Below are 6,219 nucleotides of genomic sequence, written 5' to 3' on the forward strand. Positions count from 1 at the left end.
GAGGTGGAGGGTGAAGGTGCAGCCCTGGGTGGGGGTGCTGGTGGCGCTGACCGTGCCGCCGTGGGCCTCGGTGAGCCGGCGCACGATGGCGAGGCCCAGGCCGCTGCCGCCGGTCTGCCGGCTGCGGGACTTCTCGGCCCGCCAGAAGCGGTCGAAGACCCGGGGCAGGTCCTCGGCGCTGATACCGCTGCCGGTGTCGGTCACGGAAACGATGACCTCGGCGTCGGTCGCGCTGGCGCTGATCGTCACGCGCCCGCCCGACGGGGTGTGCCGTACCGCGTTGGCGACCAGGTTGCCGACGACCTGGCGGAGCCGTACCGGGTCGGCGTCCACCTGCGGGTCGGCCCCGGTGCGTACCGCGATGGTGACGCCGACCCGGTTGGCCTGCGCTCGGTGCGCCTCCGCGACCTGGGCGAGCAGGTCGTTGAGGTAGACCCGTTCGCGGTGCAGCCGCAGCGCCCCCGCGTCGGCCTCGGCCAGGTCCTGCAGATCGGTGATCACGTGCTGGAGCAGGGTTGCCTCCTCCAACAGCGAGGAGAGCAGGCTGCGGTCGGGGGCCGCGACGCCATCCTCGACCGCTTCGAGCCAACCCCGGATGTTGCTCACCGGCGTACGCATCTCGTGGGCGATGTCGCTGACCATGGCCCGGCGCAGCTGCTCCAGCCGCTCACGCCGTTCGGCCATGTCGTTGAAGACCTCGGCCAGCCGGGCGATCTCATCCCGTCCGGTGACGCGGACCCGGGCGGAGCCGTCGCCGTCGCGCATCCGTTGCGCCGCCCCGGTCAGGGCGTGCAGTGGGCGGGTCAGCCGGATGCCGGCGAGGACGGTGAAGCCGATCGTCACCAGCAGGACGAGACCGGCGACCGCGACGATGCGGGTCTGGTTGGCGGGGGAGAGGTCGAAGGTGGTCGAGGGGCGACCGCCCGGGTCGGTGACGAAGAGGGTCGCGGCCGGGGCGACGTACGGGAGGAGTTGTTCGCGTCGGCTGGTGCCGACGCAGGCGTTGACCGCCCGGTTGTGCTCCTGGTCGACGCCGGCCGCGCTGCGGGAGTCGGGTGCGCTGGCCGCCGGCTGCCTCGTCCAGGTCCAGTCCAGGTGCACCTGTACGGCGGGCAGGCGTCGCCGGGCCAGGCAGGTGTTCACCAGGGCGTTGAGCTGAGCGAGCGCCTTGCCTTCGGTGGCTGTGCGGGCTGCCAGGGCCGCTCTCGACTGGGCGCAGAGGGCACTGTCGGTGAGGTCGGTGCCGGGGGTGTCGATCCGTGGTCGACCGGTGGGCCCGTCCACGACGGTGGCGTCGATCGTCGCCCGGAGCCGTAGACACCGGACCGCCTCGTCCGCCTTGTCGCGCAGCGCGGTGCGCTCCTCGGCTGGGAGCAGGTACGGCCCGGTGGTGCGCGGGTCGATGCGGTTGGTGCCACTGTCAGCGCTGCTCGGGGCGGTGCCGGCCATCAGGGCGGTGTTGACGGCGAGCGCGTCGACGGTTGCGGACGATGTCGTCGGCAACGAGCCCGCGCCGGGCGCCGAGTCCGCGATCGGCGCACCGGTTTCGGTGGTCAGGGCGATCCGCCGGCCGACGTCCTGCGCGAGCGGCCGAAGGGCGGCGTCGACCCCGTCCCAGGTCGGGTGGGTCGCCGCGTACGCGAGCAGGGTGTCGTAGATGCGGGCGTCGTCGGCGAGCGCCTGCCCCTGCTCCTGCCGGATCGCCCCGGTGGTGGTGCGGACGGCCAGCCACGCGGTCGCCGCGATCGAGCCGACGGCGATGAGGACGGCCAGCGCCAGCAGCCGCAGCAGCAGGCTGCGGCGCAGCGGAACCTCAGCCGACACGGGGTGACTCTTCGACCAGCTTGTAACCGACGCCGTACACGGTGACCAGCCGGGCCGGCTTGCGCGGGTTCGGTTCGATCTTCCGGCGGAGGTTCATGACGTGCACGTCGACGGTCCGGTTGGTGATGTACCTGTCGAACCCGTGCAAATAGCCCAGGAGTTGGTCGCGGGTGAACGCCCGCGCGGGCTGGGCGGCCATCGCCTGAAGCAGCTGGAACTCGCCGGGTGTGCAGTCGACGAGGCGGCCGTCGCTGCGCACCTCGTGGCGGACCGGGTCGACGTGCACGGCGCCGACCCGCAGCACCGGGTCCGTTGGCGTCCGCTGCCCCCGGCGCAGCAGGCTGCGGGCCCGAGCGACCAGCTCACGAGGGCTGTACGGCTTCGTCATGTAGTCGTCGGCGCCCAGGTCGAGGCCGAGCAGCAGGTCGTCCTCGGTCGACCGGGCGGTCAGCATCAGCACCGGCAGGTCGGACTCCCGGCGCAGGATGCGACAGACGTCCAGGCCGTCGACCTTCGGCATCATCACGTCGAGCACGAGCAGCGCCGGTGGCCGCTGCCGGATCTGCTCCAGGGCGGCCCGACCGTCGGCCACCACCACCACCTCGTGCCCCTCGCGTTCCAGGTACCGACGGGCCAACTCCGCCTGCTTCTGGTCGTCCTCGGCTATCAGCACGTACGCACACACGGCAGCGACTGTACGTGGCCCGGCGGGCTCCGACGACGCCGCTGAGCTGGGGCTATCGGATGACGACCGGTTCCTGACAGGTCTCTGACACGGGGGCGTGAAGCTCCCCGTCATGACCAACTCAACCCACCGACTGGCCGCCGGGCTCGCCGCGGTCACCCTGCTCGCCGTCGCCCTCACCGGCTGCGGCGGCGGAGCCGACAAGGAGACCGCCGGCGGCGAGGTCGCGTCGCTCACCACCCCGGCCGCCCCGACGAGCGCGACCCCCGCCGGCGGTGCCGACAACGGTCGGCCGCAGCTTCGCCTGGACACGACGGACGAGGAGGAAATGCAGATCTGGGAGACGTACAAGATCTGTCTGCACGAGCACGGGGTGCAGAAGAACGAGGGCCGTTCCGCTGGCGCGACGGGGACCGGCACCGGCCTGTCCCTCGACCAGAGCGGGGAGCCGAAGGCGGCGTACGTGGCGTGCGCCAACAAGCTGCCGCTCCAGCCGCCGGAGCTGGACCGGGAGAAGAACCCGAACTTCGCGAGCCAGTGGAACGACTACGTCCAGTGCCTGCGGGGGCGCGGCCTGAAGATCCATTCGCTGCCGGACAACTCCGGCTGGACCTACGACGACGGTGTCGCCGACCCGACCAACGGCCTCGACGATGTCGCCCGCGCCAAGGCCGACAAGGACTGCACCCAGGAGGAATTCGGTGCCAAGAAGTAAATCGGCCGACGGGCCTGGCCGGCTGACGACTCGGCGTACGGCGATCGTGGTGGCGGCGGTGACCCTGGTGGTCGCCGTCGGCGCCGGTGTTGGGGCGCTGGCCTTGCGGCGTCACCCCGGCGGTGACGTCGCGAGTGCCCCACCGCCGGTGACGACGACGAAGGTGACCCGGGCCGACCTGTCCGACACCCGCTCGGTCGGTGGGACGCTCGGCTTCGGCCCGGAGCGGCTGGTGAAGGGTGCCGGGGAGGGCGTCGTCACCCGGCTGCCGAAGGTGGGCGACACGGTGACCCGGGGCAAGCCCCTCTACTGGGTCAACGACCGGCCGGTGCCGGTGCTGTTCGGCGGGGTGCCGCTGTTCCGCACGCTCGACAAGCCAGGTCTGGTGGGCAGCGACGTACGGATCGTGTCGGACAACCTGAAGGCGCTGGGCTACCGGGTCGGGTCGCAGCCGTCCCGGGGCAAGGACGGCGCGAAGATCCCCACCGGTCAGGCCCTGCTCACCGAGGTCCTGGTCACGGCGATCAAGAAGTGGCAGAAGGACCTCGGCGTGGAACCCACCGGGATGATCGCGGTCGGGCAGGTCACTGTGCTGACCGGGCCGGTCCGGGTCAGCACCGTGACGGCTCTCCCCGGTGATCCGGTCGCCGGTGAGCTGCTGGCCGTCAGCGAGAAGGTGAAGCTGGTCACCGTACCGGTCGCGGCCACCGACGTGGGCGCCGTCAAGGTGGGCGGGAACGCGGCCATCGTGCTGCCCGACGGCTCCGAGATCACGGCCAAGGTCGCCTCGATCTCCCAGACGGTGCGCGGCGGCGGATTGGACGGCGGCACCGGGCAGGGCAGCCCACCGACGGTGGATGTGCTCGTCGCGCCGACCCGGGCGGCGGACGTGGCCAAGCTGGACGCGGCCGCGGTCCAGGTCCGGTTCACCACCGCCGTGCACAAGAACGTGCTCGCGGTGCCGGTCGGCGCGCTGGTGGCGCTCCGCGAGGGCGGGCACGCGCTGCAACTGCCCGACGGCGGTCTGGTGGCCGTGCAGACCGGGATGTTCGCCCGGGGTCTGGTCGAGATCAGCGGCACCGGCGTGACCGAGGGGCTCGACGTGGTGACGGCATCGTGATCGCCGACCCGGTGCTGGCCGTCGAGGGGGTGAGCAGGACGTATCCCGGTGGGGTGACCGCACTGGACGACGTCTCACTGACCGTGCGCGCTGGCGAGATGCTGGCCATCGTCGGGCCATCCGGGTCCGGCAAGTCCACACTGCTGAACATCATGGGCACCCTCGACCTGCCGACCAGCGGGCGCCTGCGCATCGCCGGGCAGGAGGTCACCGCCCTCTCCGACCGTCGACTCTCCGCGCTGCGGGGCCGCTGGCTCGGCTTCGTCTTCCAGCAGTTTCACCTCTCCGACGGGTTGGACGCCGCCGAGAACGTCGCCACCGGACTGCTCTACGCCGCGGTGCCCCGCCGTCGTCGCCGCCGCACCGCGATCGAGGCGTTGGCCCGGGTCGGTCTGGCACATCGGGTCGACCACCTGCCGCATCAGCTCTCCGGCGGGGAGCGGCAGCGGGTGGCGATCGCCCGGGCACTCGTCAACGAGCCGGCGCTGGTGCTGGCCGACGAGCCGACCGGTGCCCTCGACACCGTCAACGGCGAGGCGGTCCTGGCGCTGCTCATGGACCTGAACGCGGAAGGGACCACCATCGCCGTGATCACCCACGACCGGGATCTCGCCGCCCGTACGCCTCGTCAGGTGGAGATCCGCGACGGCCGGATCGTCGCCGACACCCCTACCGGGGGTACGGCATGAGCGCGTCCCCGGGTGACACCCGGTCGACCCGGCTCGCCCCGACCGACGTACTCCGGCTCGGTCTGCTCGGGCTGACCACGCGCCGGATGCGGGCGGTCCTCTCCGCTCTGGGCATCTCCATCGGCATCGCCACCTTGGTCGTCGTGGTGGGCATTCCGGCGTCCAGTCAACGCGACCTGATGAAGCAGCTCTCCGCCCTCGGCACCAACCTGCTGCGCGCCGAGCCTGTACCGGATCAGAATCCGCCGGCGCTCCTGCCCGAGGACGCCGCCGCCATGGCGTCGCGGATCGGGCCGGTCGAGATGGCGAGCGCGGTCGCGAACACCCACACCGCCGTGCGCCGCAACGACCTGCTGGACAGGTACGACACGTCCGGGCTGACTGTGCTCGCCGCCCAGCCGGACCTGTTGGGGACGGTCAACGGCCACATCCGCAGCGGCCGGGCCCTTGACGCCGGGACGGCCGGGCTGCCGACCGTGGTCCTCGGCTACGTCGCGGCGAGCCGGCTCGGCTTCGCCACGGTGGACCCCCAGCAGCCGCCCCAGGTCTTCATCGGTGAGCGCTGGTTCACTGTGATCGGCATCCTGGAGCCGCTGCCGCTCTCCCCGGATCTGGACCGGTCGGTGTTGGTCGGGTGGGATGCCGCCAAGGCCATGCTCGGCTTCGACGGTCATCCCACGGTCCTCTACCTGCGGGCCAGGGAGGACGCGTTGGAGGACGTCCGTGCCGTGCTGCCGGCCACCCTCAATCCGCAGTTGCCCGGGTTGGTCCAGGTCAGCCGCCCCTCCGACGCACTGGCCGCGAAGCGGGCCACGGAGAACAGCTTCTCCGGGCTGTTCCTCGGCCTGGCGGCGGTGGCGCTGCTGGTCGGCGGGATCGGCGTGGCCAACACGATGGTCATCTCGGTGCTGGAGCGCCGTCGGGAGATCGGCCTGCGCCGGGCGCTCGGCGCGAACCGCGGTCAGATCAGGGTGCAGTTCCTCACCGAGTCAGTGCTGCTCAGCGTGCTCGGAGGGGCAGCGGGGGCGGTCCTCGGGGTGCTCGCGACGGTCGGTTACGCCAGCTACCAGGGCTGGCCACCCACGATTCCGCTGACCGCCGTGGCCGGCGGGATCGCGGGCGCGTTGCTCGTGGGCGTGGTCGCCGGCGTCTACCCCTCGATCCGAGCCGCCCGCCTAACCCCCAC

6 protein-coding genes are annotated in these 6,219 nt (G+C 72.1%); 4 read left to right on the forward strand and 2 right to left on the reverse strand.

What is annotated here, in order from left to right; translation table 11 throughout:
- Positions 1–1,824 (reverse strand): HAMP domain-containing sensor histidine kinase (locus DLJ59_RS24185; RefSeq protein WP_244236199.1); only part of this gene is annotated, 1,824 nt, incomplete at its 3' end.
- A complete protein-coding gene (locus DLJ59_RS24190) occupies positions 1,814–2,509 on the reverse strand; it encodes a response regulator transcription factor (protein ID WP_244236200.1) in 696 nt (231 codons plus the stop codon). The genes DLJ59_RS24185 and DLJ59_RS24190, both read right to left, overlap by 11 nt.
- 112 nt (positions 2,510–2,621) lie before the next feature.
- Here DLJ59_RS24190 and DLJ59_RS24195 point away from each other — a divergent pair, with 112 nt between their 5' ends.
- The 4 genes from DLJ59_RS24195 to DLJ59_RS24210 all read left to right on the forward strand — a co-directional run.
- The gene (locus tag DLJ59_RS24195) at positions 2,622–3,224 is read left to right on the forward strand and encodes a hypothetical protein (RefSeq protein WP_124774901.1); all 603 of its coding nucleotides are present in this window, start codon (positions 2,622–2,624) and stop codon (positions 3,222–3,224) included.
- Positions 3,211–4,344, forward strand: coding sequence for an efflux RND transporter periplasmic adaptor subunit (locus DLJ59_RS24200; RefSeq protein ID WP_208648818.1), 1,134 nt, complete (start codon positions 3,211–3,213; stop codon positions 4,342–4,344). The genes DLJ59_RS24195 and DLJ59_RS24200 overlap by 14 nt, the downstream gene beginning before the upstream one ends.
- Positions 4,344–5,033, forward strand: coding sequence for an ABC transporter ATP-binding protein (locus DLJ59_RS24205; protein ID WP_208648820.1), 690 nt, complete (start codon positions 4,344–4,346; stop codon positions 5,031–5,033). Before DLJ59_RS24200 ends, DLJ59_RS24205 begins: the two co-directional genes overlap by 1 nt.
- A partial coding sequence (locus tag DLJ59_RS24210; RefSeq protein ID WP_148096964.1) for an ABC transporter permease occupies positions 5,030–6,219 on the forward strand: 1,190 nt, incomplete at its 3' end. The genes DLJ59_RS24205 and DLJ59_RS24210, both read left to right, overlap by 4 nt.

This window comes from Micromonospora inaquosa (genome assembly GCF_003857055.1).
In the GTDB taxonomy this organism is placed as follows: Bacteria; Actinomycetota; Actinomycetes; order Mycobacteriales; family Micromonosporaceae; genus Micromonospora; species Micromonospora inaquosa.